The organism is Bacillus sp. RCC_6_1 (genome assembly GCF_041360755.1).
GTDB lineage: Bacteria > Bacillota > Bacilli > Bacillales > Bacillaceae_G > Bacillus_A > Bacillus_A cereus.
This window is the reverse complement of the sequence record NZ_JBFUPV010000002.1, coordinates 426,929-453,206: the sequence shown is the minus strand read 5'-3', so window position 1 is coordinate 453,206 and position 26,278 is coordinate 426,929. Positions and strand designations below refer to the sequence as shown.

Below are 26,278 nucleotides of genomic sequence, written 5' to 3'. Positions count from 1 at the left end.
AGCCAGGAGGAGCGCAGTGTAGAAAAATACTACTCGAGCACCGGACTGGCGAAGCAACGATGAGATGCGACAGTTATCTAAACCGGACTTTTTAAACAACCTCTCAAAAAAAGTCTAGACGGTTATAGTATAACCATCTAGACCCTATTCTTACTTCTCTTCTTTTAAGCTTAATTTTAAGTTTAACTCTTCAAGCTGTGCTTCTGCAACTGGGCTTGGAGCTTCTGTTAATAAGCAGCTTGCGCTTGCTGTTTTTGGGAATGCAATTGTATCACGAAGATTCGTACGGCCTGCAAGTAACATAACAAGACGATCTAAACCTAATGCGATTCCGCCGTGTGGTGGTGTACCGTATTCGAATGCTTCTAATAAGAACCCGAATTGCTCTTGCGCTTCTTCTTGTGAGAATCCAAGTGCTTTGAACATTTTTTCTTGTACGTCACGCTCGTAAATACGAAGTGATCCACCACCAAGCTCATAACCGTTTAATACAAGGTCATATGCTTGTGCACGTGCTTTTTCTGGTGCTGTTTCTAGTAACTCAACGTCTTCACGGAATGGCATTGTGAATGGGTGGTGAGCTGCGAAGTAACGATCTGCATCTTCATCGTACTCAAGAAGTGGCCAATCCGTTACCCATAGGAAATTATATTTACTTTCGTCAATTAACTCAAGCTCTTTACCTAGACGTAAGCGAAGTGCACCTAAGCTATCTGCAACAACGCTCTTCTTATCTGCTACGAATAGTAATAAGTCGCCAGCAGTAGCCTCTAATGTGCTCATTAACACATTTGCATCTTCTTCACTGAAGAATTTCGCAATCGGTCCTTTTAAGCCATCTTCTTCAACTTTAAGCCAAGCTAGACCTTTTGCACCGTATACTTTCACGAATTCAGTTAATGCATCGATGTCTTTACGAGAATATTTACTTGCAGCACCTTTTGCATTAATTGCTTTTACTTGTCCGCCGCTTTCTACAGCACTTGTAAACACTTTAAAGCCACAACCTGCTGCAAACTCAGATAAGTCTGTTAGTTCCATTTCAAAGCGTGTATCTGGCTTATCAGAACCGTAGCGAGCCATTGCATCAGCATATTTCATACGAGGGAATGGTGCACTAACTTCTACACCTTTTGCATCCTTCATAACTTTCGTCATCATACGCTCCATCATATCTAAAATTTCATCTTGTGTTAAGAATGAAGCTTCGATATCGATTTGCGTGAATTCCGGTTGACGATCCGCACGTAAATCTTCATCACGGAAACAACGTGCTACTTGATAGTAACGCTCAAATCCGCCGACCATAAGAAGCTGTTTAAATAACTGTGGTGACTGCGGTAGTGCATAGAATTCACCATCATGCACACGACTTGGCACTAAATAGTCACGAGCTCCTTCTGGCGTGCTTTTCGTTAAAATTGGTGTTTCTACTTCTAAGAACTCTTCTGTGTCTAAGAAGTTACGAATTGTTTTCGTTACGTCATGACGCATTTTGAATGTGTTAAACATTACTGGACGACGTAAGTCTAAATAACGATATTTTAAACGCACATCTTCTGATGCATCTGTATCATCAGCAATGATGATTGGCGTTGTTTTCGCTGCATTTAGTACATTTACTTTTGTTGCTTGTACTTCAATACGACCAGTTGCCATATTGTCATTAATTGCGCCTTCACCACGTTCAACAACTGTACCTTCTACGTGTAATACGTATTCGCTACGAATTGTTTCTGCTACTTCTAACGCTTCTTTTGATGTTTCTGGGTTAAATACAACTTGCACGATACCTGTACGGTCACGTAAGTCGATAAAGATTAATCCACCTAAGTCACGGCGTTTTTGTACCCAACCTTTTAATTGAACTGTTTGTCCAACAGCTTCTACTGTTACTTTTCCACATGCATGTGTTCTTTCAGCCACTGTAAGTTCCCCCTATATTAATTTCTCTGCTACGTATGAAGCAAATACATCTAACGCTACTTCTTCTTGTTCACCTGTTGCCATATCTTTTAAGTTAATGATGCCTTTATCTAGCTCATCTTCTCCTAATACAGCTACAAATTTCGCCTTTAGACGATCTGCTGATTTAAATTGTGCTTTCATTTTGCGATCTAAATAATCTTTTTCAACTGACAATCCAGCTTTACGAAGATCGAACGCAACTTTTGCAGCATGGTCTTTCGCTTTTTCGCCAAGCGCCACAACGTAACAATCAATGCTATGTTCAAGTGGTAATTCAATGTTTTCAGCTTTTAGCGCCATAATTAAACGTTCAATACTCATTGCAAAACCGATACCTGGCATTTCTGGTCCACCGATTTCTTGTACAAGTCCGTTATAACGGCCACCACCGCTTAATGTAGTGATCGCACCGAAACCTTCTGCCTCACTCATAATTTCAAAAACAGTGTGTTGGTAGTAGTCTAAACCACGCACTAAGTTCGGATCTTTTTCAAACGGAACATCCATCATCGTTAATAGCTCTTGAACTTTGTCGTAGTATACTGCTGAATCTTCATTTAAGTATTCTGTAATAGATGGTGCTGTTCCCATTAATTCATGGTTACGGTCCTTCTTACAATCTAAAATACGAAGAGGGTTCTTTTCTAAACGAGATTGACAGTCAGAACAGAACTCACCGATACGTGGCTCAAAGTGTGCGATTAACGCATCACGGTGTGCTTGACGGCTCGCCGCATCACCTAAGCTGTTTAATACAACTTTAATATTTTTCAAGCCCATGCCGCGGTAAAATTCAACAGCAAGTGCAATTACTTCTGCATCAATTGCAGGGTCATTACTGCCGATTGCTTCGATACCGAATTGTACGAATTGACGATAGCGACCTGCTTGTGGTCTTTCATAACGGAACATTTGACCGATATAGTATAATTTCGTTGGTTGTGTTGCATCACCAAACATTTTATTTTCAACATAAGAACGTACAACAGGTGCAGTACCTTCTGGACGTAATGTTAAGCTGCGCTCTCCACGATCTTGGAATGAGTACATTTCTTTTTGTACGATATCTGTCGTATCACCAACACCGCGTAAAAATAGCTCAGTGTGCTCAAAAATTGGTGTACGAATTTCTTTATAATTGTAACGACGGCAAATTTCGCGTGCTTGCCCTTCGATATACTGCCATAACTCAACAGTGCCTGGAAGAATATCTTGCGTTCCGCGTGGGATTTGAATAGACATATTCAGTTCCTCCTCAAATTGTTTTAATCTTAATAAAAATAAAAAAACTCCCGCCTCTACTGTTTAAACAGTAGGGACGAGAGTATTATACCCGTGGTGCCACCCTAATTGAAGCACGTATGCTTCCACTTTTTTAATAACGCTTAAATGTGCGTTCATCCCTACTAAGCGTATATGCCGTTCAAGTTGAAACCTCTAGAGTGTCATTCAATCAGTCATCATGCAGAAATGTTTTCAGCCTAAGACATTCCTTCTCTTTCCATGTGTGTCTCATTTACTCTTCTCTATCAACGGTTATATTCATATGTAAATATAAAATTACTATACGTTTGTTAAGTAGGATTGTCAAGTGCTCTAAGAACGTTCAATCTGCTTCTTTAAACGCTTTACATCTTGAAGAGAAATCCCAAACTCGGAAGCAAGCTCCATTGAAGTATTGTTTTGCTCTTTTGAAATAAAATCATGAAAATTCACGTTAAATAGTTGATTTGCACCATTTGTAACAGAATGCCCTTTTTCATTCATACGCATACGTATATCCCTCACATTCAATATGGATGTTTTACTTTTTATTGTTCCATATTGATGGGAGAGTTATACATAACCGAAACTGCTATTAATTCCAAATAAATGAACAAAACATACAACAATGTATAAAAAAGAGAGGATTATATAACCCTCTCTTTTTTATCAACACTATTTACTTTCTACAATTAAGGTCACCGGACCATCATTGATTAAAGAAACATCCATCATTGCTCCGAACTTCCCTGTTTCCACATGTAATCCTTGTTTACGAACTTCTTCATTAAAGAAATCGTATAAACGCTCTGCATAATCAGGTTTCGCAGCATCCATAAAGTTTGGACGTCTTCCCTTGCGGCAATCTCCGTATAATGTGAATTGCGAAATAGATAGAACTTGTCCTTCTACATCAAGTACAGAATGATTCATCTTTCCGCTCTCATCTTCAAAAATACGTAAGTTTGCAATTTTTTCCGCAATGTAAGTTGCATCTTTTTCTGTATCTTCGTGCGTAATGCCAACTAGTAATGTTAAACCGAACGGAATTTGTCCTACGATCTCACCGTCTACTGTGACAGACGCTTTCTTTGATCGTTGTAAAACAACTCTCATCTTTCTACACTCCCTATTAATGCATCATGCGTCGTACTGCATAAATTTCTGGAACGCGTTTAATGCGTTCTACTACTTTTTTCAAGTGTTGTAAGTTACGAATCGAGATTGACATATTAATTGTTGCCATCTTATTACGGTCACTTCTACCAGAAACAGCTGAAATGTATGTTTTCGTCTCTGTAACAGCTTGCAGTACTTCATTTAATAAACCGCGGCGATCGTAACCTGAAATTTCAATATCAACGTTATACTCTATTTCTTTTTCAGGGCTACCTTCCCACTCAACTTCTAATAAACGTTCTATCGCTTCTTCTGTATGAACATTTACACAATCCGGCGGTGAATCGATACACCTCGGCCTTTCGTAATATACCCAACGATATCATCACCCGGAACTGGGTTACAGCATTTCGATAAACGGATTAATAAATTATCAGCACCGCTTACCTTTACACCAGAATCCCATTTTCGAATTTTCATCGGTTTACGAACTTCTTTGACTTCAACAATTTCTTCTTCTTCGCGTTGCTTGCGGAACTTGTCCGTTAGTCGCGTAACAATTTGCGAAGCTGTAATTCCGCTATATCCAACTGCTGCAAACATATCTTCTTCATTTGCAAAGTTAAATTTCTCAGCGACGCGTTTTAAGTTATCAGGCGCTAATACTTCTTTCATCTCATACTCTAGACCACGTACTTCCTTTTCAACAAGTTCACGGCCTTTTTCAATATTTTCGTCTCTACGTTGTTTCTTAAAGAATTGACGAATTTTATTTTTCGCATGAGATGTTTGAGCAAGTTTTACCCAATCTTGACTTGGGCCATATGAATGTTTCGACGTTAAAATTTCAATGATATCGCCGGTTTTTAATTTATAATCCAGCGTTACCATTTTCCCGTTTACTTTTGCACCAATTGTTTTATTCCCAATTTCCGAATGGACACGATACGCGAAATCAATTGGAACCGATCCAAGTGGTAATTCCATTACATCGCCTTTCGGTGTAAAGACGAATACCATGTCAGAGAATAAATCAATTTTTAATGACTCCATAAATTCTTCTGCATTAGAAGCTTCATTTTGCCATTCTAATATTTGACGGAACCACGTGAGTTTCTTCTCTAATGTACCTGTTGTTTCTGCTGTTTTTCCTTCTTTGTATGCCCAGTGTGCCGCGATCCCGAATTCTGCAATTTCGTGCATTTCTTTCGTACGAATTTGCACTTCAAGTGGATCACCTTTCGGTCCAATTACAGTCGTATGAAGAGATTGATATAGATTTGCTTTTGGCATTGCAATATAATCTTTAAAACGACCTGGCATCGGCTTCCAGCACGTATGAATAATTCCAAGCACTGCATAACAATCTTTGATACTATTTACAACAACACGTACAGCTAATAAATCGTAAATTTCATTGAACTGTTTATTTTGCAGTGCCATTTTACGATAAATACTGTAAATATGTTTCGGTCTTCCAGAGATCTCAGGTTGAATTGCAACTTCTTTTAATTTCTCACGAATACCAGTCATTACTTCGTCTAAGTATTCTTCACGTTCTGCACGTTTACGCTTCATTAAATTTACAATACGATAATATTGTTGTGGATTTAAATAGCGAAGTGACGTATCCTCTAGCTCCCATTTAATAGTACTAATTCCGAGTCTATGTGCTAAAGGTGCAAAGATTTCTAGCGTTTCATTCGCTATGCGACGCTGCTTCTCTTGAGGCAAATGTTTCAATGTACGCATGTTATGAAGACGATCAGCTAGTTTAATTAAAATAACTCGAATATCTTGAGCCATTGCAATAAACATTTTGCGATGGTTTTCTGCTTGTTGTTGTTCGTGAGATTTATATTTGATCTTCCCAAGCTTCGTAACACCATCAACAAGCATAGCAATTTCTTTGTTAAATTCCCGTTCAATATCTTCTAACGTAATCTCTGTATCTTCCACTACATCATGTAAGAAACCTGCTGATACCGTAGCTGGATCCATGTGTAAATCAACTAAAATACCTGCAACTTGAATTGGATGAATAATATACGGTTCACCCGATTTTCTGTATTGTTCGCTATGCGCATCGCGTGCATATTCATAGGCACGTGCTACTAGCTCAATATCTTCATCCACTAAATATTGACTTGCTTTCTCGAGTACCTGTTCAGCTGTTAGTACCTGCTCATTTGCCATCGAATCACCTTTTATTGAAAATTGACTTTATCTTTATTTAATAGAATAAATTATATTCTATCATTATAACCCAATGATTGTGAATTGTGAAAAGGAAAAGATTTTACTGACATTTCACCATGATTTTTTGTTCAATTATACAAAAGTACCCGCTCCTCTCCAAGAGATTCACGGGTACTTTTTATCACCGTAGTTTTACCTATATAGTGATTAGTATTTTTCTAATACTAATACATCGTAACCATCTAACATTTTACGACCATCTAAGTAAGTAAGCTCTACTAAGAATGCAATCCCTGCTACAACTCCGCCAAGTTCTTCAACTAGCTTAATTGTCGCTTCGATAGTTCCACCTGTAGCTAATAGGTCATCTGTAATTAATACGCGTTGACCTGGCTTAATTGCATCTTTATGGATTGTTAAAACATCTTTACCATATTCTTTACCGTAGTCAACTGTAATTACTTCACGTGGTAATTTTCCTAATTTACGAACTGGCGCAAATCCTACTTCTAACGCATAAGAAACTGGACAACCGATAATGAAACCACGAGCTTCTGGTCCTACTACAACATCGATATCTCTTTCTTTTGCGTATTCAACGATTGCATCTGTTGCTGCTTTGTATGCTTTACCGTCATTCATTAAAGGTGTAATGTCTTTAAACACAATACCTTCTTTCGGATAATCCGGTACAATTGCGATATGTTGCTTGAAATCCATATTTCTGAATCCTCCTCAGATCTAAAAGGTTTGTAAATACAAATCCTTTACCCTAACTGTTCTACTTCTTTATGATTACGAATCGTTTCAAACCATGTATATAGTTGCTGATATGTGCTATAAACCAATTCTTTTTCTAATTGTAAGTGGTTCATTTTCTCACGATATGTGTTCGATTCAATTAAATCACGCTTTTGTTTTTTGTCTGCCATAAAAATGACGCCATCTTTTATTGTAACAAATTCTAACTCAAAAAACACCTGTGTCATGAAATTTACTGTATCTTTTGACCAACCTTTATGACGACATAGTTGTTCTCCATATTGTCTTAAAGAAAATGGTGTTTTTTGGCTTAAGAAAGAATAGTACCATTTAAAGTGTTCTCTCGTCGGAACTGTACTAAATAAGTGGTTATTCTCTTGATAAAATAGCGTATAAATTCGCGCTGGGAATCCTGCCTTAAATAGCTCACGTAATTCATCTGTTCCTTTTGGTAAATCAAGTAACACGATATATTGATCATCTAAATGCGTTACTTCTGAAGCATGCATGAGCTTTTCTTTATAGCTCTCTAAAGAAAATTTATTCAATACCTCTTCAGAAAAATACACCATTGTTATTTTTTCTTTCGGAAGTTCTGCTAAATTTGCTTCTGCATTACGCATACTACGCCAATCAAATAATTGCCACGCCTCTACAGCAATATCTTGTACCATTAGTTGTGGCTTCTTAAAATTATTCCATTCATTGATGGATGCTTCTCCTATTACAGATACTTTTGCAACTGGAGAGATTTCTTTCGCATATGCACCAAAACCAAATCCAATTGTATCCAGTGTTGCTTGTCCATCACGAAGAGCCATTTTTAAATGAGAACCATCTGATCCGATTGCGCGAATGCTTTCTAACTCTGCATCTTTTACTGCAATACGTGGTTTCGGATTTCCAATACCAAACGGGGCTAGTTTTTGCATATCTTCAATTGCCGCTAGCGTTACATCCTCTACTTTGCAAAAAACATCAACTGCTGTAATTGGAATAAAATCTTCTTCTGTTAAAATCGCATCTGCTTGTTCATTTAATCGGCGACGTAATTCATCTACATCATTCATATGTAGCGTCATTCCCGCTGCCATCGGATGCCCTCCGAAGTGTGGCAATAACTCTCTACAATCTGATAAGTTTGCAAACAAATCAAATCCTGCAATACTACGTGCTGAGCCTTTTGCTGTTTCTTTTATAGGATCGATGCTTAATACAATCGTCGGACGATAAAAACGTTCAACTAATTTAGAAGCAACAATTCCAATTACCCCTGGGTTCCAGCCTTCTTTTGCAAGTACTAATACTTTGTTTTCTTCTGGCGGGAAGTTATTTTCAACTTCAGCGATAGCTTCTTCTGTAATTTGCTTTACAATATCTTTTCGCAGTTTGTTCAGCTCATCAATTTCTTCGGCCAACTCTTTCGCTTCCTCTGGATCATCTGATAATAAAAGGTGTACAGCCGGCGCAGCATCTTCTAAACGCCCAACCGCATTAATACGAGGTGCAATTGAGAAGCCAATACTCTCTTCTGTAATTTCACTTTGCGAAACGTTAGCAACTTTAAACAATGCCTTCAAACCAATATTTCTCGTCATACGCATATGTTTTAAACCGCGTTTCACTAGCAACCTATTTTCACCATGAAGTGATACTAAATCGGCTACTGTACCGATTACTGCAATCTCTAATAAATGTTCTGGTACACGGCCTAATAGTGCATGCGCAACTTTAAACGCAACACCTACACCAGCTAAATAGTGAAACGGATATACGCCACCTTCTAATTTCGGATGTATAATCGCAAGCGCTTCTGGCAATTCTGGCGGTGGCTCATGGTGATCTGTAATAATTAGATCTATTCCAAGCTCTTTCGCTACATTCGCTTCATGTACTGCTGCGATGCCAGTGTCGACAGTAATAATCAGTGAGAAACCTGCACTATGCGCCCAACGAAATGCTTCTTCGTTCGGTCCATACCCTTCTGTAAAACGATTTGGAATGTAAAATTCTACTTCTGCACCTAATTCTTGAAGAGCAAGATATAAAACCGTCGTACTACTTACTCCGTCCGCATCATAATCACCAAATATTAATATTTGCTCTCCATTTTGAATCGCCTTATTTACACGTTCTACCGTTCTATCCATTCCTTCTAATAAAAATGGATCATGAAATTCTTGATTTTCTGTATTTAAAAAATCTAAAATCTTATCTTCTGTATCTAGTCCTCTACCGAGGAATAATGAAACGACAAGTGGCGATAACTGTAATTTACTTGCTAATTCACTCACTCGCTCGTCATTATATTCTTTTTCTTTCCAACGCGTCTTCGGTTGTAACACGAAATCACCCCTTAACCTGTTCATTATACAAGACAGATTAAGGGGTGACAATATAATGCAAACTACGATGCAATATCTATATACTAAAATGTTAATGATGTTTAATTTGGAGAATACGGATTTATATGTACGAATACATTTTGTACATTATCTTGTTTCATAAGTATTTCTTTCACATGTTTTCCAATACGGTGTCCTTCTTCTACGGTAATGTATGGATCTACAGACACTTTAATATCGACAATAACATAATGACCATGCTCCCGTGCATATAAAGAACCAATTTTTTTCACACCATCTACTTGAAGAACGGCCTCTCTAAGCGGAATAACATCCTCCTCATGAAGAACATGGTCAAGCGTTGCATGAATTGCTTCCGCTCCAATGCTCCATGCCATTTTTACAACAAGAAGCGAAACAACTAATCCTGCAATCGGATCAGCATATACAAGCCAGTCTATACCAAGCTTACCACCGAGTATAGCTGCACAAATACCGATTAAAGCTGCAATTGAAGAAAACACATCCGAACGGTGCTCATATGCATTTGCAATAATTGCATCACTGTTTACTCTTTTCCCTAATCGGAATTTATATTGAAACATTCCTTCTTTCACGACGATTGAAAGAACAACAGCAAATATCGTAATTCCTTTCGGCGGTTCTAGTTCTTGCGAAAAAGCTTTTATAGACGAAATCGCGATTTCAAGTCCCACAATAAATAATAATACCGCAACAATAATCGCTGAAATCGATTCCGCTTTACCATGACCATACGGATGATCCTCATCAGGTGGCTGCTTTGCCGCTCGCAGTCCAAAAAGTACAGCTAGCGAACCTATTACATCTGATGCAGAATGCACGGCATCCGCTAATAACGCTTTACTGTTCCCAATATAACCAATTACCGCCTTTACAATCGCTAATATAATATTACCAACGATCCCGACAATAGCACCAAACTCGGCCTGTTTAAAACGTTCATCTTTTTCCATAATTAAAATCCCTTCTTTTCTTAACCTATCTTTTTATTTTAACAAAAACAGCGATAACACCACCACTTTCTTCCATCTTCTTTCTGTTAAAAAGTTGCTATCTTATTGTATCCACAAACGAAAAAAGAGATGCCTCATAAAGAGACATCATCTTTTCTATACTTGCGGTTCAGATTCTACTTTCTCAACCTTCTTCTTGTTTTTTCCCTTTTTCAAACGACGGTTTTCAAGCATTAACCAAATTTGAGAGGCAACGAAAACAGAAGAGTACGTACCTACAATTAATCCAACAAGTAACGCAAACGAGAAGTTACGTAGTGACTCACTACCGAAGATAAGCAGTGCAATTACTGGGAATAACACTGTTAATACGGTGTTAATCGAGCGACCAAGCGTTTGGCGAATACTTGCATTTACGATTTCTTCTAGATCTTTTATATCGCGCACTCGTTTTTTCTGTTTGTATAATTCACGGTTTCTATCAAATGTAACAATCGAGTCATTAATAGAATAACCGATGATTGTTAACACTGCAGCGATAAACGTTAAGTCTACCTCTAGTTGGAAAATACTAAACATAACAACCATAACGAAAGCGTCATGTAATAATGCAAGTACTGCAGATAACGCATACGTAAATCGGAATCGAATACTTACGTATAAAATGATAACCGCAGAAGCAATCAGTACAGCGATAAATGCATTTCGTGCAATTTCTTTACCGATTGTCGGTGAAACTGTACTTATGTTTGGATCTGTACCATATTTATCGTGGAAGAATGTTTTTGTTTTCGCAATTTCATCTTTTGATAAAACACCTAATGTACGAACTGCGAAACCTTTATTGTCATCTCCAGTCGGTACAATATTTTCTTCCTTCACATCAATGTTCAATTCTTTAAAATCTTTATGAACATCAGACACCGTAACGGCTTGTTTTGATTGCAAGTCAATACGTGTACCACTTGCAAAGTCAATACCAAGATTCAATTTGAAAATTGGTAAGATAATTGCACCCGCAATTACAACTACAATCGAGAAGATAAGGAATTTATGACCGATATTTACGAAGTTAATACGATCAAATCTCGTTGGCGGATGTACTACACCTTTTGTTAATGGAATAATATCCTTTTGTTTCACACCAAAATATCCTGGTTTTTTATCAAAGTAACGGCTCTTTACAAGTAAACCTAGTAAGAAACGAGTACCGAATACGTTCGTAATAAAACCAACTAAAATACTTACGATTAAACTTGTTGCGAATCCTTTTACAGAGCTATTACCATAAACGAATAACACACCAGCTGCCGCAAGAGTTGTAACGTTTGCATCTAGAATTGTTGCTAATGAACGATGGTTACCAGCGCGGAATGCCGACATCATGGACTTACCAATTTTCAACTCTTCTTTCAGTCTCTCGTACGTAATAATATTCGCATCAACTGCGATACCTACTCCAAGCACTAACGCCGCAATACCTGGCAACGTAAGAACTGCATGCATCCAGTTAAAGACAAGTAATGTAACGAAAATGTATAAACCTAACATAATAACCGCTACAAGTCCTGGTAAACGGTAGAATACAAGCATAAATAAGAAAATAAGAGCGATACCAATCGCACTAGCGAAAATCGTTTGCTCTAACGCTTGTTGACCAAACTTCGCTCCAACAGATGTTGAATACATTTCTTTTAAATCAACAGGAAGTGCACCTGCATTTAATAAAGATGAAAGTTGTTTCGCACTTTCAACTGTGAAGTTTCCACCTACGATAGATACTTCAGCTTGGTTAAATACTTGGTTTACTGTTGCTGCTGATAAGAACTTCGGATTCGGTTTTGCAGATTCTGCTTTGTACGAATCTTTTCCTTCTTCAAAATCAAGCCAAATTACCATTAAATTCGTTGGTGGTGGCATTTTTGAAATTTTTTCAGTTACTTCACGGAATTTTTCAGCGCTCTTTAGTGTAAGACCTACGCTCGCACGGCCTTGCTCATCAAATGTTTGCTTCGCTCCGCCGCCTTTTAAATCCGTTCCGTCCATAAGAAGATTATCATCTACATCACGGAATGTTAATTTCGCTTGTGTTGATAACATTTCACGTGCTTTTTGCTGATCTTGTACACCAGCAAGCTGTACACGAATTCGATCTTGCCCTTCGATTTGAATGTTCGGCTCACTTACACCGAGAACATTGACACGATTCTCAAGAGCACCTACTGTACTTACAAGTACGTCTCGATCGATTTTGTCACCTTTTTTGGCTGGTTTTACTTCATACAGAATTTCAAAACCACCGCGAAGGTCTAGTCCTAGACTAATTCCTTTTGCTATGTCTTTTCCTGCCGCACCAATTACTCCACCGATTAATAAAACGATGAGGAAAAAGGCGGCAATTCTCGTACCACGCTTTGCCATATGTACCCTCTTTCCGCTACTAACACTTTAAATAAATCTCTTACGATTCACTTTTACACGTGTGCATACGTCTAGTTAGTAGACTTCCTTTCTATAATTTTGCTAGCTCATCACTAGCTGTGCCGGTACGTTTTCACGATACCTGCACTTTCATTATTTGTTTTCTCTCTTCACTACCTCCTTTATATATGATCTTAGACATAATTATTTCCTGATTATCAATACCTATCATTATACTGCAAAAGGAAGAACAAACCAATTGCAGTCGGTTATTTATTTTCATATTCATCAAATGACCAAAGTGGCGCTTGATATGCTTCAACAGTTAAATATGTCATATATTCATTAGCACTTACTGTTAATACGTCATTAACTAATTCATACAATCTAACATCGCTGTCTATCTTCTTCCACTTTTTTACTTTAAGAAACTTCCAAATGTCATCATCTGTCACTCTGTCGTAGCCGAACATTTGAAACTCTTCTACTTTACTTTCTAAAACGACTTGTAACTGTCCGCGGTATGATTCTACCAAAGCCTCTCTATCTAACATCTATAACATCTCCTTCTTATTTCGCACGAAAAGTCGCTTTTATTCCCGCTCTAATGGACAGCAATAACTACTTTCAAGAGCACTATCATATTTCACTCTCTTAAATGCTTGTCATTCTTGTCTCGTACGTGCATATAAATTATTGTAAATCATTCCATTGATTTTGAGAAGGTAGGAGAAGAACATGACGAGACAAAGCTTTTTAAAAGGCGCATTTATTTTAATGATAGCCGGCTTTATTACAAAAATACTCGGCTTTATCAACCGCATAGTAATGGCACGTATTTTGGGAGAAGAAGGCGTTGGTCTTTATATGATGGCCGTTCCTACATTCATTTTAGCAATTACATTGACACAAATTGGTCTTCCTGTCGCAATCGCAAAATTTGTAGCAGAAGCGGAAGCTGTGAACGATAAACAAAGAGTTAAAAAAATATTAACCGTATCACTAGCTGTTACATCCGTTATTAGTATCATTTTAACAATCGGAATTATGTTCCTCACACCTATTTTAGCAAAAACATTATTAACCGACGAAAGAACGTACTATCCATTAATGGCCATTTTGCCCGTTGTTCCTGTTATTGCTGTTTCTTCTGTTTTGCGTGGTTATTTTCAAGGGAAACAAAACATGAAACCTAGCGCTTATGCGCAAGTTCTAGAACAAGTCGTCCGCATTACCATTATCGCTATATGCATTCAATTATTTTTACCTTACGGCATAGAATACGCTGCAGCCGGCGCTATGTTATCAGCTGTTCTCGGTGAAGTTGCATCGTTATTATTTTTACTCACGTTATTTCAGCGAGAAAAACATTTATCAATACGCTCTGGATTTTTCACTACTGTAAAGGAAAGCAAAGGGACATTTTATTCTCTGATGGATATTGCCCTTCCAACTACAGGAAGTCGTTTAATCGGCTCCGTTTCATATTTTTTTGAACCTATTGTCGTTATGCAAAGCTTAGCAATCGCTGGTGTCGCTGCTTCTGTTGCAACTCAGCAATACGGTATATTAAACGGTTATGCATTCCCGCTTCTATCACTACCCGCCTTTATTACATACGCTCTCTCTACAGCGCTCGTCCCTTCTATTAGTGAAGCAATGGCAAAAAGACAACATAAATTAGTGGAGCACCGTTTACAACAAGCACTTCGAATTTCATTAATTACCGGCGGATGGTCTGTCGTTATCTTATACGTATTCGCTTCTCCTGTTTTAACTCTTATGTATGGATCAGACAGCGCAACAGCATTCATTCAACTTCTTGCGCCTTGCTTTTTATTTCATTATTTCCAAAGTCCACTTACCTCTGTTTTGCAAGCTTTAAACTTAGCAAGAGCTGCAATGATGAATACATTTATTGGAGCCATCGTGAAATTAATCGTTATTTTTGTACTAGCATCAAGGCCAGAATTTCAAATGATGGGGGTTGCTCTCGCTATTGCAGCAAATATTGTAACAGTAACATTTCTTCACTACGCTACTGTTTTAAAAAAGATTACATTTACCATTTACGCAAAAGACTATATTTTCGGCGGACTTGCCATCGGTATCGCAGGCGCCTTCGGTTTTTATCTTCATAAATATATTATTTTCTCTCATGCCCTTGGCATACAAACATTATGGGAAATCACTTTAACAACAATTGTTTATATCGTACTTCTCTTCACTTTCAAACTCATTCGAAAAGAAGAGTTAAGTCGTCTCCCTATCATTCGTAAACTTTCATTTTTGAAATAAGGTGAAACTTTAATCAGTGGGGTAATCTCCACTGATTATTAGTTACACTAATCATTCTTACTCTTTCAAAGAATAAGTCTCTAATTTTCTTTTACATCAACAAAAAATTTTCCGTTTTGAAAACTACAGTATAAAATTTGTGTTACATCGTTATAACCTAAGTTTTTTAATTTCTCAATAAGCCATGCATCTGTATGTTCAATCATTTGTAAATGACTAGATTGAATTTCTCCATCAATAATAAGAGGAAGCGTAAACTGCAATGTATCTTGTTTATTTTTTTGTTTTTGAAAGACAGATAACTTCCCAGACGGTTCCAAAATAGCATATTCTACATCCCGAATATCTCCAACTCCTTGTTCCCTTAATTGCATCATTAAATCATCTATATTATAACGTTGCTTTCTCATCTTCTTTTCATCAATCTTTCCCGCGTTTACAAGAATAGCCGGCTCACCTTCTATTAAATGCCGAAAGCGTTGATACTTTAGGGAAATGACTGACAAAATAATTTGGATGCACATAAGAAAAGTCATCGGAACTAATTGATGCCAAAGTGATTTATCGGTATTTTCAATTGCCACTACAGCCATTTCTCCAAGCATAATAAATACGACTAAATCTAATACACTTAGCTCTCCTATCTCACGTTTACCCATAAGACGAAAAATAATTAAGATGATGATATACAAAAGCATTGTCCGTCCAATTATTGATATCCATTCCATTTCTACATCTCCTTTTTTACGTATAGACTCCCCTATAAAAAAGAAACTAGTCTAACTTAGACAAAAGGAAAATATGCTTGTATTAAAAAGGGGGAATGCATAAATGGATGGAACGAAAAAATTATCAACTGCAATTGGCTTCGGTATTGTTACACTACTAATTCTCGCATCTATTACTAGTATGATTATGGCTCTTTTATTAAAGTTTACGAATGTAAACGAAGGGACATTAACCGTTACTATTTTTATACTCGCTCTTTTATCTATGCTTATGTCTGGATTTACTGCCGGCAAAAAGGCTCAAGGAAAAGGTTGGCTAGTAGGTTTCACAACAGGTCTCACGTTCACTATACTCGTTTTTCTAGTTAACTATTTAGGCTTTTCTCAAACTTTATCGAACTCACAATTACTTTATCAATTAGCATTAATGGGGGCGAGTACACTCGGTGGTATTTTCGGTGTAAATATGTCAAAGCAAAGTAACTAAAAAAGGCCCTGCATATTTCATGCAGGGCCTTCCAAATTAGTTTTTCACAACTTCACGAATCGCATTGCGATCGAACGTTAAGTGTGAACCACCAGATTTAATAACAATTTTCGTCTCATCTACTGATTCGATTGTACCGTGTAAACCACCGATTGTTACGATAGCATCACCTTTTGCTAACTCACTTTGCATTTGAGCAACTGCTTTTTGACGTTTTTGTTGCGGGCGAATTAATAAGAAATAGAAAATCGCAAACATCGCAACGATCATAACGATATTCATCATACCTGCATTCATCTTTTGTTCCTCCTTTTAAATTATGTATTAGAAGTTTTTAGCATTCGGTTTATTAAAGCCATACTGTTCAAAGAACTCTTCGCGGAAATCGCCAAGACGGTCTTCACGAATAGCTTGTCTCACCTGCTCCATTAAGTTTAACAGAAAATGAAGGTTGTGATAAGACGTTAAACGAATTCCGAACGTTTCATCACATTTCATTAAGTGACGAATGTACGCACGAGAGTAGTTTTTACATGTGTAGCAATCACAGTTTGGATCAAGCGGACCGAAGTCTCTTGCGAATTTCGCATTTTTTACAACGAGGCGACCTTCACTTGTCATACATGTACCATTTCGAGCGATACGAGTTGGAAGTACGCAGTCAAACATATCAATACCACGAATTGCGCCATCGATTAACGAGTCAGGAGAACCTACACCCATTAAGTAACGAGGCTTATTATCTGGAAGAAGTGGTGTTGTAAACTCAAGTACACGGTTCATAATATCTTTCGGTTCGCCTACAGATAAACCACCTACAGCGTAACCAGGGAAGTCCATTGAAACAAGATCTTTCGCACTTTGACGACGAAGCTCTTCGTACTCTCCCCCCTGTACAATACCGAATAAACCTTGATCTTGCGGACGTTCATGCGCTTTTAAGCAACGTTCTGCCCAGCGGCTCGTACGCTCTACAGATTTCTTCATATATTCAAAAGTAGCTGGGAATGGTGGACACTCATCAAATGCCATCATAATATCTGAACCTAATGCATTTTGGATTTCCATCGCTTTTTCTGGTGATAAGAATAATTTATCTCCATTTAAGTGATTGCGGAAGTGAACGCCTTCCTCTTCAATACGACGGAAGTCACTTAAACTGAATACTTGGAAACCACCAGAGTCTGTTAAGATTGCACGATCCCAGTTCATAAATTTATGCAAGCCGCCTGCTTCACGAATAATTTCATGACCTGGACGTAGCCATAAATGATACGTATTACTTAAAATAATGCCAGAATCCATTGCTTTTAATTCTTCTGGTGACATTGTCTTAACTGTTGCAAGTGTACCAACTGGCATAAATGTTGGTGTATCAAATGAACCGTGCGGCGTATGCACACGACCTAAACGGGCACCCGTTTGTTTACATGTCTTAATAAATTCATAACGAATTGCTGTCATAACTTACTCCTTTTATTTGTTTCTCATTTTAGCGTGAGATGCAACGAACATTGCATCACCGAAACTAAAGAAACGATATTTTTCTTTTACTGCTTCATTATAAGCATGAAGTACATTATCTCTATTTGCAAATGCACTTACAAGCATAATTAATGTTGATTTCGGTAAATGGAAGTTTGTAATTAAACCATCAATTGCTTTAAATTCATATCCCGGATACATGAAAATATCTGTCCATCCAGAAGCGGCGCAAAGCTTACCTTCATGATCTGTTGCAATTGTTTCTAACGTACGAGTTGATGTCGTACCTACAGTAATAATACGTCCACCATTCTCTTTCACACGATTTAATAATGCCGCTGTCTCTTCAGACATATGATAATATTCTGCGTGCATATGGTGTTCTTCAATCGTGTCTGCAGAAACTGGTCTAAATGTTCCAAGTCCTACGTGAAGTGTAATGAATGCTAACTGAACGCCTTTTTGCTTTAACTTCTCAAGTAACTCTTCTGTAAAGTGAAGTCCCGCAGTCGGCGCTGCTGCTGAACCGATTTCTTTCGCATATACTGTTTGATAGCGATCGCGATCTTCTAGCGTCTCTTTAATATATGGAGGAAGTGGCATTTCCCCAAGTTCATCTAAAATTTCATAGAAGATGCCGTCATATGAAAATTCAAGCTGACGTCCACCTTGATCTGCAGTTCCTGTGCAAGTTGCTTTTAATTTCCCTTCGCCAAAAGAGATAACAGTTCCTTCTTTTACACGTTTCGCTGGCTTTACAAGCGTTTCCCACTTATCACCTTCTTCTTGTTTTAAAAGAAGTACTTCAATGTGCGCGCCTGTATCTTCTTTCACACCGTGCAAACGAGCAGGCATAACTTTCGTTTCATTTAAAACTAAGCAATCCCCCTCATGTAAGTAAGAAAGAATATCCGTAAAATGTTTATGCTCAATATCACCTGTTTCACGGTCTAACACCATTAATCTTGATGTTTCACGCTCTTCTAACGGGACTTGTGCAATAAGTTCTTCTGGTAAATGAAAATCAAACAGATTTATATCCATAGCTATATCCACCTATTTCTTATTTAAATCGATTTATTATATACATAATAAAAGATAATACAATACTTAACACAATACATGTAATGATAGGAAAATAAAAGGTAACGTTTCCTTTTTTCACAAAAATATCGCCTGGAAGCCTTCCAATGAACTTCCAAGCTAATCCAACAACGATGAGTAAGATCCCGGCTGTAATAAGCAGCTTTGGCATCTCCGTCATACTTTTGGTATCTCCATTCCGAAATGTTCATACGCAAGCGGCGTTACAATTCGGCCCCTCGGCGTTCGTTGTAAAAAGCCAATTTGTAATAAATACGGCTCATACACATCTTCAATCGTATGAGATTCTTCTCCAATTGTTGCTGAAACCGTTTCTAATCCAACTGGACCGCCACGGAATTTCTCAATAATACCAAGCAGTAATTTATGATCAATATGATCTAGACCTAATTTATCTACTTGCAGTAGCTCTAATGCCATTTGTGTAATTTCCATCGTAACCGTTCCATTACCACGAACTTGTGCGAAATCACGTACACGTCTTAAAAGACGATTCGCAATACGAGGTGTACCACGAGCACGTCTTGCAATTTCTAATGCAGCTAACGAATCGATTTCAACTTCAAATACTTCTGCTGTACGTTCAACAATCGCAGAAAGCTGATCTACTGTGTAGTACTCTAACCTTGAAAGTACACCGAAGCGGTCACGAAGCGGTGCCGATAATGCTCCAGCACGTGTTGTTGCTCCAACTAATGTAAATGGCGGTAAATCTAGGCGTACAGAACGTGCTGAAGGCCCTTTTCCAATTACAATATCAAGGCAAAAGTCTTCCATCGCAGGATACAATACTTCTTCAATTGATCTATGCAAACGATGAATTTCATCAATAAATAATACATCACCTGGCTGAAGCGCTGTTAATACAGCAGCTAAATCTCCTGGTCTTTCAATTGCGGGACCTGAAGTTGTTCTAACATTAACGCCCATCTCATTGGCAATAATATTCGCAAGCGTCGTTTTACCAAGACCTGGTGGTCCATATAAAAGCACGTGATCTAACGTTTCTTCACGCATTTTCGCCGCTTCAATAAATACTTCTAAATTATGTTTCGCTTTATCTTGGCCAATATACTGACGGAGCGTCTGTGGCCGTAATGAATATTCTAAATCCGCATCTTCATATGCAGATTCCCCTGAAAGGAGACGTTCGTCCATTATACTCACCTCTTACCATTTAGTAAAAGACTAAGTGCCTTTTTAATATACTGATCCGTCGTTAATGCTTCTTTTAATAACTCTGGTACAACACGAGAAACTTCGCGTTCTGCGTATCCAAGTGCGCGCAGAGCTTCCAGTGCCTCATCAAGCTCAGCTGATGAACCTTTCTTCTCATCAAAACGTTCTGCGTCTGAGAATAAATCAACAAATGCATCTGGTACGACATCTGCTAGTTTTCCTTTTAAATCTAAAATCATTTGGCGTGCTGTTTTCTTTCCGACTCCTGGGAATTTCACTAAAAACTTCTCATCTTCATGCTCAATCGCTTGAACGACCTGTCCTGTTTGACCAGAAGCTAAAATTGCAAGAGCGCCTTTTGGCCCAATGCCAGACACGCCTAACAACTTTGTAAATAATAAACGCTCTTCACGTGTTTTAAAACCGTAAAGTGCCATAATATCTTCTCTCACATAATGATATGTATAGACACGGATTTCTTGCTTACTTCTTTGAAATACATACGGATTTGGTGTGAAAATTTGATAACCAATTCCATTATGATCAATTACGACATATTCCGGCCCTACATACTCCACGTAACCTGTAACATATTCAAACAAAATACGATCTCTCCCTCTTAAATCATGTATTCCATTTTAACATATTTAATGATAGAAAAGCGAGACTGCCCCAACAAATGTTCTCCACTTGAAACTTCTGTTATTTTCCATTGACAGAAAGGTTAAAGCACCTTAATATACAGAAGTCGATAATGATTATCAATACTAATTAAAGGGGTTACATCAGGATGAAACGTAAGCTATTTATTTTATTTACTATTATGCTTGTTGTTCTTTCTATCGTTGGCTGTTCTTCTCAAAAAGAAGAATCGAAAGCAAAAGAACAACCGAAAACAAAAGTTGTAAAACATGCTAAAGGTGAAGCTACAATTCCAGTAAATCCAAAGAGAATTGTTGACTTATCTGGATCAACAGAAGAACTATTACTTCTTGGACATAAACCTGTTGGTACAGCAAATACATATAAAGATAAAATCCAAAATCACTTAACAGACAAGTTAGATGGAGTAAAAGCAGTAGGTTGGTACTGGGCACCTAAAGTTGATTTAGAAGCTGTTACTGCTTTAAAACCAGACTTAATTATTTTAAACAACCGTCAATTAAAAATTTATGATCAACTAGAAAAGGTTGCACCTACAGTTGTTCTAGAAACAAACTTAGAAGACTGGCGTGGTAAGTTTAAAGAAGTAGGTAAGCTATTTGACGAAGAGAAGAAAGCAGACAAATGGATTGCAGACTACGATAAGAAAGCAGACTCTTTATCTAAAAAAATTAAAGAGAAAACAAAAGATGAGAACTTTATGTTCGTTGCAGTTACACCACAAAACTTCCGTGTATACGGTAGCTTCGGATACGGTGACATCATCTTTAATGACTTAAAACTTCCAGCAACAAAAGGTACGGATTTAAAACAAACGATGGCGCAAGTATCACTAGAAGGTCTAGTTGCATTCCAGCCTGACCAAATGTTTATTGTAAACTTCGGCGGCGAAGCTGATAAAGTTTACGAAGACTACAAAAACAGTGCCGTTTGGAAAGACAATAAAGCAGTTAAAAATAATCACGTATATGAAGTATCAAATGAAGTCTTCAATACGAAAGCATTCAATCCAATCGGAAAAGATATGCTAATTGATGAAATCGCAAAAGAAATTTTAGCTAAAAATAAATAAGAAAAAAAGCAGCTCACCATGAGCTGCTTTTTTTCTTACTTTGAACTGCGTATTGCTTCATTTTTTCAATCGTCTTCACAAAACCTTCTTTTGATTTAATACGAATGCCACGTTTCAATTTCGCACGTTCATAGCTCTCAAGCTTTTTCATATCAATTTGAAAGAAAGAATGGATCGCATTATCATTTTTTGGCACACCTTTGAAAATTTGTAATATCCCTTCCTCTGAAACACCAAAATACCCGCTCGTTTTCAATAACGGAGAAATATCATCAACTTTCTTTTGCAATACAATTTGTACATCATCACGATCAACGAGCTGCCATTCTTTATACTGCTGTAAAAACTTTTCTAAATCCGTCACTTTTTCTGTAAGTATTTCTTCGCTTACTTCGCCATCAACATACATACGCTCTAATAAAATTGTAACCTCAGGTTCTTTTTTCGTCACTTCTGGTACTGGCCCTTCCGCCTTCACATTCGTTTCATAAACGAAACAAAACATCATAACGAAAGCTTGCATCGCAATCAGTATCCATTTCATTTCCGTTCACCTCTTTTAGGCAAGATCATACTTTCATTAGTAGTTTTTCCGGAAATGGGGGTTTTATCCCTAATTCATAGAATGCCATCATTAAGAATTATAGTGTTCAATTACTTTTATCTATTTGGAAACACATTGATTATGCGAAAGCTTCTTTATATCTTTATTTGATTGTACTGTTACAATATAAACCCCCATTAGTACAATTATCATTCCAACTATTTGTTGCCACGTAACAGCTGCTCCATATAAGACAACTGATATACCAGTAGCTACAATAGGTGTTAGATTTAAATACACACTCGCTTTGCTTGCACCTAGCTCTTCTACTCCTTTATTAAACACGATATATCCAATTAATGTCCCGCATATGACCATATACAACATTTCTATCCATCCCTGTAAAGAAAATGTTACAACCTTTCCCCATCCATCTTCATATAGAGAAAGGCCTGCTAAAAACACAGTACCCAATACCGTCATACTCATTGTAGTTAACAAAGGGGAGACACCACTCATAACTTTTTTTCCTGTTAAGCTATATAAAACCCCACAGGTTAAAGCAGCTATAAATAAAAGATCTCCCTTATTAAATGCCAAAGACATAAGTATATGCATTGAACCACCCGTAATAACAACTATTACACCGACAAGGGACAAAGTTAAACTTATTCCGACTTTTATACTCCAAGGCTCTTTAAAAAACAATATTGCTCCCAATGTTACAAAAACGGGCATTGTAGCAATGATAAGTGAGCCATTCAGAGTGGAAGTATAGTTAAGTCCCATGAAGAAAAAAACATTGTAGCCAAAAATACCTGTTAACGATACAAATAGCAGCCCTTTCCAATTCTTTAATAACAAACTTGTATCCCACTCAGATTTCATAAAAACTATGCCTATTAAAATAAAACCAGCTAAACCAAAACGAATTGTTGCTGCAGTAATTGGTGGAATCTCCGTAATAATATGCTCCGCTGTCGCAAAAGAGCCACCCCAAAACAACGGAACAAGTAACATAATTACGTACATTCGATTTATACTATTCATTTTTATTACCCCTTTTCCACAAAACACGTTTATAAGTTTAAACTTGTTTACTTATCAATCAAAAAAAATTAATAATTTGACTCTATCGCTTGAATTAAATCTTTTACCTGTTTTAAAAACTCTCCAGCCACTATAGAATAAAAAATTTCTTTTCCATTTCGATCGGCTTCAACTAGTTCTGCTTGTTTTAAAATTTTTAAATGATGCGAAACAGCCGGTCTAGAAATTCCCATTTCATCTGTTATTTGTGTTACATTCATCTGTTTGCTTTCTAATAATAGCATAATAATTTGCTGGCGATTCTCATCTCCTAACGCCTGAAATATAGGTGTTACAACCTGAAATTTCTCTAATACAACTTCTGTATTTCTACATTCAAAATTCTCCATATCCTATTCATCCCAACCTTTTATGTCTAAAAAACATGTAATATATTACCATTAAATAGTAACTCTTTCATATACAATTGTAAATAACTTTATTTTCTGACTTTAATTCTAATCAAAAAAGGAAGATTGGATTCCTCCATTCTTCCCATTACATTCATATAAAATGAAAGACGCCTGCAAAGCAGGCGTCTTGATGCGTTTACGGCGAGAGACCAGGCGACCACATTCGCGTGTTTAGCACTTAAGCATATCTCTCGTCTTACGTAAATTAGCTCATCGCTTTGCTAATATAACATTAATAAAGTATAAGTGCAACATGTTTATAAAAATATTTTATTTCCTCTTTCATCTAAACAAATTATACGTAAATTATAAATTGATAAATGTAATATATATGTTACAATTAATGTAACAGCGAAATCATAATAAACAGGAGATGGGTAGTGTGAAAAAAATAAAGGATGAACGTCTCATTCTGCAAACGTTAAAAAACGTACGTATTGCTTTTCTTTTTCAATCACTTGGTATAATTGGTATTTTAGGCTATATCGGATTCACTGAAGGAATAGATCAAATTACGAAATCTCCATTATGGCTAGTATTTATTCTTACGAGTATGATCCTTAGTTATTTACAGTTAAGTGTTTCAATTGATGTAGAAGAAAGTGAAAAGGAGATAAAATTAACTCCTTATTACAAAATTGTTCTACGCTCTCTTATTGTAGGAATCGTTATGGCTATTATTTATATTATTTTCAGTCCAGAAAGCCCCCTATTTGAAGCTATTTTAACAGGTAGTATTCTCTTCATATGCTTTTTAGGTTCTTATTCCGTTAGTTATTTTATTAAAAAACGTCGTTTACAAGACGAAAATGAATAAAGAGGAAGGGCTCCCCCTTCCTCTTTTGTTTTGCTATCGCACTGTACCAGTTAAACCGTAACGAATGTCTCGGAACATATTCACTATGTCACGATTAAAATCGTTTGTAACTGTACCGTTACGTAGACGCGTACTCATTGCATCGACACGAGTAAACATATCATTTCTTACAGAAACATATACGTTTCTGTTTCCAACTTCATTTGCAACAGCTTGACGAATTTCGTTCGCCATCGCCGTTTCATTTGTCACTGTGTTACGTGGTTTTACCGCAATCGCTACATCGTTTCCATATACAACTGTAGACACACGGTCTACGTTATTCATACGCTTCACACGATTTGTTATTCTTTCAGCTGTTTTACCATCATTGTTAATGTATGAATTGTTCATTGTAATATTACGAGTTGGATGCGGATTAGCAATTTGTCCATTGTAATTTACATCACGGTAATAATTGTATCCTGTATCGTTACGACCATTTCTATATGTTACATAATCTGTATAACGATCATTACGCGTCACATTATCACGATACTGATGTGTATCATTATAAGATGTACGCTCGTAATTGTAGTTACGTCCATCCATTGCATTGTTTTTTGGTGTACCACATGCAGCTAATGCACTAGTAACTAACAAAGAAGCAGCAATCACTTTTACTTTCGTATTCAATACAAAAACCCCCTCTGTTAGAATGAGCTTCTCTACTGAAAAGCTCCCTCTTATGATGAGTAACAGAGAAGGTTTTTACACTGTTAATATTTCACTGGGAATTTTCTAGCACTTCATAAAAAAACTGCCTTTTCTTAATTAACAGGAATGCAAAAAAGGCGGGAATACTCCCGCCTTTTTAAACTTCTTCTTCGTCCTCTTCTTCTGAAACGGGCTCTCCAAATACATTTGGTGGATCTGGTTGATAATACATCGTTCCTGGCTGTGGTGCATATGCAGACTGAGTTGGTTGATAATATAAAGGATTCGCATATTGCGGACCGCCTGGTTGTGGACTATATAGTCTACTTTCTCCTCCGCATCCACAATCTTCCTCACCCTGCACAAGCGGCGGCATGTTATTATCCATTGGCATCATATTCGGGTTTGGCATAGACGTATGTTGCGGTCCAAACGGCGCTCCTTGCTGATATGGCATTTGATATGGATTTGGTTGTTGATAATACGGATTCGGCGGCATCATGGGCATTTGATAGGGCATCATATTTGGTGGTTGATTGTTATCCATAATCGGCATCATATTCGGCATTTGATTGTTATCCATAATTGGCATCATATTCGGCATTTGATTGTTATCCATAATTGGCATCAT

The 26,278-nt window shown here is 37.2% G+C and carries 24 protein-coding genes, 2 pseudogenes and 1 other annotated feature; of the genes and pseudogenes, 4 read left to right on the top strand and 22 right to left on the bottom strand.

All coding sequences use genetic code 11. From position 1 onward, the window contains the following. Nucleotides 1-150 precede the first annotated feature (150 nt). The 10 genes and pseudogenes from aspS to AB6801_RS08370 form a co-directional block, all read right to left on the bottom strand. On the bottom strand, nucleotides 151-1,926 hold the full coding sequence (gene aspS / locus AB6801_RS08415) for an aspartate--tRNA ligase (protein WP_000840905.1): 1,776 nt from the start codon (nucleotides 1,924-1,926) through the stop codon (nucleotides 151-153). Between the two features lie 12 nt (nucleotides 1,927-1,938). Then, complete coding sequence (hisS, locus tag AB6801_RS08410; RefSeq protein ID WP_000027084.1) at nucleotides 1,939-3,210, bottom strand: histidine--tRNA ligase; 1,272 nt, start codon at nucleotides 3,208-3,210, stop codon at nucleotides 1,939-1,941. A gap of 69 nt (nucleotides 3,211-3,279) precedes the next feature. Continuing rightward, nucleotides 3,280-3,510 (bottom strand) — a binding site (T-box leader). A 54-nt stretch (nucleotides 3,511-3,564) separates the two neighbouring features. Continuing rightward, nucleotides 3,565-3,741 carry a hypothetical protein gene (locus AB6801_RS08405; RefSeq protein WP_001242605.1) on the bottom strand — a complete coding sequence of 59 codons (177 nt, stop codon included), beginning with the start codon at nucleotides 3,739-3,741 and terminating at the stop codon, nucleotides 3,565-3,567. Nucleotides 3,742-3,906: 165 nt separating this feature from the next. After that, nucleotides 3,907-4,347, bottom strand: coding sequence for a D-tyrosyl-tRNA(Tyr) deacylase (locus AB6801_RS08400; protein ID WP_001266965.1), 441 nt, complete (start codon nucleotides 4,345-4,347; stop codon nucleotides 3,907-3,909). Nucleotides 4,348-4,363: 16 nt separating this feature from the next. Next, nucleotides 4,364-6,546, bottom strand: a pseudogene (gene relA, locus AB6801_RS08395) (GTP diphosphokinase). Between the two features lie 210 nt (nucleotides 6,547-6,756). Then, nucleotides 6,757-7,269 carry an adenine phosphoribosyltransferase gene (locus AB6801_RS08390; protein ID WP_000346215.1) on the bottom strand — a complete coding sequence of 171 codons (513 nt, stop codon included), beginning with the start codon at nucleotides 7,267-7,269 and terminating at the stop codon, nucleotides 6,757-6,759. A 47-nt stretch (nucleotides 7,270-7,316) separates the two neighbouring features. Then, a complete protein-coding gene (recJ, locus tag AB6801_RS08385; RefSeq protein WP_000941238.1) occupies nucleotides 7,317-9,656 on the bottom strand; it encodes a single-stranded-DNA-specific exonuclease RecJ in 2,340 nt (779 codons plus the stop codon). Nucleotides 9,657-9,757: 101 nt separating this feature from the next. After that, a complete protein-coding gene (locus AB6801_RS08380) occupies nucleotides 9,758-10,651 on the bottom strand; it encodes a cation diffusion facilitator family transporter (protein WP_000409746.1) in 894 nt (297 codons plus the stop codon). Between the two features lie 156 nt (nucleotides 10,652-10,807). After that, nucleotides 10,808-13,072, bottom strand: coding sequence for a protein translocase subunit SecDF (gene secDF / locus AB6801_RS08375; protein ID WP_001119065.1), 2,265 nt, complete (start codon nucleotides 13,070-13,072; stop codon nucleotides 10,808-10,810). A gap of 269 nt (nucleotides 13,073-13,341) precedes the next feature. Beyond that, complete coding sequence (locus AB6801_RS08370; protein WP_000886978.1) at nucleotides 13,342-13,626, bottom strand: post-transcriptional regulator; 285 nt, start codon at nucleotides 13,624-13,626, stop codon at nucleotides 13,342-13,344. Nucleotides 13,627-13,810: 184 nt separating this feature from the next. Between AB6801_RS08370 and spoVB the strand changes: the two genes are divergently transcribed. Continuing rightward, complete coding sequence (gene spoVB, locus AB6801_RS08365; protein ID WP_000198300.1) at nucleotides 13,811-15,370, top strand: stage V sporulation protein B; 1,560 nt, start codon at nucleotides 13,811-13,813, stop codon at nucleotides 15,368-15,370. An 80-nt stretch (nucleotides 15,371-15,450) separates the two neighbouring features. On the opposite strand, the gene AB6801_RS08360 is transcribed toward spoVB, so the two are convergent. Further along, nucleotides 15,451-16,098 carry a DUF421 domain-containing protein gene (locus AB6801_RS08360; protein ID WP_000454818.1) on the bottom strand — a complete coding sequence of 216 codons (648 nt, stop codon included), beginning with the start codon at nucleotides 16,096-16,098 and terminating at the stop codon, nucleotides 15,451-15,453. A gap of 103 nt (nucleotides 16,099-16,201) precedes the next feature. Here AB6801_RS08360 and AB6801_RS08355 point away from each other — a divergent pair, with 103 nt between their 5' ends. After that, the gene (locus AB6801_RS08355) at nucleotides 16,202-16,585 is read left to right on the top strand and encodes a TIGR04086 family membrane protein (protein ID WP_098005847.1); all 384 of its coding nucleotides are present in this window, start codon (nucleotides 16,202-16,204) and stop codon (nucleotides 16,583-16,585) included. 36 nt (nucleotides 16,586-16,621) lie between these two features. Here AB6801_RS08355 and yajC read toward each other — a convergent pair whose 3' ends face one another. Genes yajC through ruvA form a run of 6 tightly spaced genes read right to left on the bottom strand, consistent with a single transcriptional unit; the run spans nucleotide 16,622 to nucleotide 20,955 of the window. Next, a complete protein-coding gene (yajC, locus tag AB6801_RS08350; RefSeq protein WP_000991115.1) occupies nucleotides 16,622-16,882 on the bottom strand; it encodes a preprotein translocase subunit YajC in 261 nt (86 codons plus the stop codon). A gap of 27 nt (nucleotides 16,883-16,909) precedes the next feature. Beyond that, on the bottom strand, nucleotides 16,910-18,049 hold the full coding sequence (gene tgt, locus AB6801_RS08345; protein WP_000125365.1) for a tRNA guanosine(34) transglycosylase Tgt: 1,140 nt from the start codon (nucleotides 18,047-18,049) through the stop codon (nucleotides 16,910-16,912). 12 nt (nucleotides 18,050-18,061) lie between these two features. Then, nucleotides 18,062-19,114, bottom strand: coding sequence for a tRNA preQ1(34) S-adenosylmethionine ribosyltransferase-isomerase QueA (queA, locus tag AB6801_RS08340; protein WP_000354034.1), 1,053 nt, complete (start codon nucleotides 19,112-19,114; stop codon nucleotides 18,062-18,064). A gap of 19 nt (nucleotides 19,115-19,133) precedes the next feature. Continuing rightward, nucleotides 19,134-19,334, bottom strand: coding sequence for a DUF2905 domain-containing protein (locus tag AB6801_RS08335; RefSeq protein ID WP_000138162.1), 201 nt, complete (start codon nucleotides 19,332-19,334; stop codon nucleotides 19,134-19,136). Beyond that, the gene (gene ruvB, locus AB6801_RS08330; protein WP_000344449.1) at nucleotides 19,331-20,332 is read right to left on the bottom strand and encodes a Holliday junction branch migration DNA helicase RuvB; all 1,002 of its coding nucleotides are present in this window, start codon (nucleotides 20,330-20,332) and stop codon (nucleotides 19,331-19,333) included. Before ruvB ends, AB6801_RS08335 begins: the two co-directional genes overlap by 4 nt. Nucleotides 20,333-20,337: 5 nt before the next feature. Next, nucleotides 20,338-20,955, bottom strand: a complete 618-nt coding sequence (gene ruvA / locus AB6801_RS08325) for a Holliday junction DNA helicase RuvA (RefSeq protein WP_000464505.1) — start codon at nucleotides 20,953-20,955, stop codon at nucleotides 20,338-20,340. Between the two features lie 188 nt (nucleotides 20,956-21,143). Here ruvA and AB6801_RS08320 point away from each other — a divergent pair, with 188 nt between their 5' ends. Continuing rightward, a complete protein-coding gene (locus AB6801_RS08320; protein WP_000823606.1) occupies nucleotides 21,144-22,088 on the top strand; it encodes an iron-hydroxamate ABC transporter substrate-binding protein in 945 nt (314 codons plus the stop codon). A gap of 13 nt (nucleotides 22,089-22,101) precedes the next feature. Here AB6801_RS08320 and AB6801_RS08315 read toward each other — a convergent pair whose 3' ends face one another. From AB6801_RS08315 to AB6801_RS08305, 3 genes are all read right to left on the bottom strand, one after another. Continuing rightward, the gene (locus tag AB6801_RS08315; protein WP_000871174.1) at nucleotides 22,102-22,632 is read right to left on the bottom strand and encodes a BofC C-terminal domain-containing protein; all 531 of its coding nucleotides are present in this window, start codon (nucleotides 22,630-22,632) and stop codon (nucleotides 22,102-22,104) included. 120 nt (nucleotides 22,633-22,752) lie between these two features. Continuing rightward, nucleotides 22,753-23,682, bottom strand: coding sequence for a DMT family transporter (locus AB6801_RS08310; protein WP_048567727.1), 930 nt, complete (start codon nucleotides 23,680-23,682; stop codon nucleotides 22,753-22,755). A 68-nt stretch (nucleotides 23,683-23,750) separates the two neighbouring features. Beyond that, on the bottom strand, nucleotides 23,751-24,071 hold the full coding sequence (locus tag AB6801_RS08305) for an ArsR/SmtB family transcription factor (protein WP_000426922.1): 321 nt from the start codon (nucleotides 24,069-24,071) through the stop codon (nucleotides 23,751-23,753). A gap of 445 nt (nucleotides 24,072-24,516) precedes the next feature. Here AB6801_RS08305 and AB6801_RS08300 point away from each other — a divergent pair, with 445 nt between their 5' ends. Next, a complete protein-coding gene (locus AB6801_RS08300) occupies nucleotides 24,517-24,951 on the top strand; it encodes a branched-chain amino acid ABC transporter substrate-binding protein (protein ID WP_141558787.1) in 435 nt (144 codons plus the stop codon). 33 nt (nucleotides 24,952-24,984) lie between these two features. Here the strand turns inward: AB6801_RS08300 and AB6801_RS08295 are convergent, their stop codons facing one another. Together AB6801_RS08295 and AB6801_RS08290 are read right to left on the bottom strand one after the other, a co-directional pair. Continuing rightward, nucleotides 24,985-25,626: a YhcN/YlaJ family sporulation lipoprotein gene (locus AB6801_RS08295; protein WP_001093542.1), complete on the bottom strand. Its 642-nt coding sequence runs from the start codon at nucleotides 25,624-25,626 to the stop codon at nucleotides 24,985-24,987. A 178-nt stretch (nucleotides 25,627-25,804) separates the two neighbouring features. Continuing rightward, a pseudogene (locus AB6801_RS08290) lies at nucleotides 25,805-26,278 on the bottom strand (peptigoglycan-binding protein LysM); the annotation flags it as partial.

Excerpts from the sequence above, each read along its gene's own strand:
- spoVB (WP_000198300.1), top strand. The coding sequence starts at position 13,811 with ATGACGAGACAAAGCTTTTTAAAAGGCGCATTTATTTTAATGATAGCC.
- AB6801_RS08400 (WP_001266965.1), bottom strand. The coding sequence starts at position 4,347 with ATGAGAGTTGTTTTACAACGATCAAAGAAAGCGTCTGTCACAGTAGAC.
- AB6801_RS08305 (WP_000426922.1), bottom strand. The coding sequence starts at position 24,071 with ATGGAGAATTTTGAATGTAGAAATACAGAAGTTGTATTAGAGAAATTT.
- AB6801_RS08310 (WP_048567727.1), bottom strand. The coding sequence starts at position 23,682 with ATGAATAGTATAAATCGAATGTACGTAATTATGTTACTTGTTCCGTTG.
- AB6801_RS08405 (WP_001242605.1), bottom strand. The coding sequence starts at position 3,741 with ATGCGTATGAATGAAAAAGGGCATTCTGTTACAAATGGTGCAAATCAA.
- queA (WP_000354034.1), bottom strand. The coding sequence starts at position 19,114 with ATGGATATAAATCTGTTTGATTTTCATTTACCAGAAGAACTTATTGCA.
- AB6801_RS08370 (WP_000886978.1), bottom strand. The coding sequence starts at position 13,626 with ATGTTAGATAGAGAGGCTTTGGTAGAATCATACCGCGGACAGTTACAA.
- AB6801_RS08355 (WP_098005847.1), top strand. The coding sequence starts at position 16,202 with ATGGATGGAACGAAAAAATTATCAACTGCAATTGGCTTCGGTATTGTT.
- tgt (WP_000125365.1), bottom strand. The coding sequence starts at position 18,049 with ATGACAGCAATTCGTTATGAATTTATTAAGACATGTAAACAAACGGGT.
- ruvB (WP_000344449.1), bottom strand. The coding sequence starts at position 20,332 with ATGGACGAACGTCTCCTTTCAGGGGAATCTGCATATGAAGATGCGGAT.
- AB6801_RS08320 (WP_000823606.1), top strand. The coding sequence starts at position 21,144 with ATGAAACGTAAGCTATTTATTTTATTTACTATTATGCTTGTTGTTCTT.
- AB6801_RS08360 (WP_000454818.1), bottom strand. The coding sequence starts at position 16,098 with ATGGAATGGATATCAATAATTGGACGGACAATGCTTTTGTATATCATC.
- hisS (WP_000027084.1), bottom strand. The coding sequence starts at position 3,210 with ATGTCTATTCAAATCCCACGCGGAACGCAAGATATTCTTCCAGGCACT.
- AB6801_RS08390 (WP_000346215.1), bottom strand. The coding sequence starts at position 7,269 with ATGGATTTCAAGCAACATATCGCAATTGTACCGGATTATCCGAAAGAA.
- AB6801_RS08315 (WP_000871174.1), bottom strand. The coding sequence starts at position 22,632 with ATGAAATGGATACTGATTGCGATGCAAGCTTTCGTTATGATGTTTTGT.
- AB6801_RS08335 (WP_000138162.1), bottom strand. The coding sequence starts at position 19,334 with ATGACGGAGATGCCAAAGCTGCTTATTACAGCCGGGATCTTACTCATC.
- AB6801_RS08380 (WP_000409746.1), bottom strand. The coding sequence starts at position 10,651 with ATGGAAAAAGATGAACGTTTTAAACAGGCCGAGTTTGGTGCTATTGTC.
- secDF (WP_001119065.1), bottom strand. The coding sequence starts at position 13,072 with ATGGCAAAGCGTGGTACGAGAATTGCCGCCTTTTTCCTCATCGTTTTA.
- yajC (WP_000991115.1), bottom strand. The coding sequence starts at position 16,882 with ATGAATGCAGGTATGATGAATATCGTTATGATCGTTGCGATGTTTGCG.